1 pseudogene is annotated in these 612 nt (G+C 46.9%); it reads right to left on the bottom strand.

From position 1 onward, the window contains the following. Positions 1–119: 119 nt before the first annotated feature. Positions 120–612: pseudogene (locus L977_RS24675) on the bottom strand (hypothetical protein); the annotation flags it as partial.

The raw sequence follows: 612 nt of genomic DNA on the forward strand, positions 1-612 counted from the left end.
GGGAAGCTCCCGCGTCCACGGCCTGCCGTTCATCACCTCAATCTCCTGCTTTGTACGCAGGTCTGCTAATTTCTCTGGCTTAACAAATCGGGAACATATCTGATGCTGCGCTTCTGAATTCATGAAATATCCTTTATTGCTGCTTCCAGGGCATTATTCTGGTCTGCCACACTGCGCTTGAATGGTGCTGCGCCAAATACGCATTTCTCACACCATATCTGAAGCTCGTCATCAGAAATCCACGTCACCACCACCTGCAAAAAAGTTATGGCCACCATGGCTTCCCAGGTCACTAAAATCGCCAGAACTCTTACTCCAAAATATTTTTTTACCAGTTTGTCGGCTATATATTTACCACCTAATCCGATTATTCTTGATGCTTCCTCTTTACCTTTAACTTCGAAAACAGCACTTATTGCCTCCAGCAGAAGACCGACTGATTTTGTGACAGCGAGGACATCCACAACTGTTTTCAACCCCATCACACCCATCAGGAAAAAACGATTATTCTTAAATTCATCTACTGCTGAAGCTCCATCAGTAAACACCGAAATCGCCGAAGCAAACCCACCCGCTGCCGCCCCAACGCCCTTGACCCATGCTACCGTCAGC

The sequence above is a fragment of the Enterobacter sp. ZOR0014 genome (assembly GCF_000798855.1).
Taxonomy (GTDB): Bacteria; Pseudomonadota; Gammaproteobacteria; order Enterobacterales; family Enterobacteriaceae; genus Enterobacter; species Enterobacter kobei.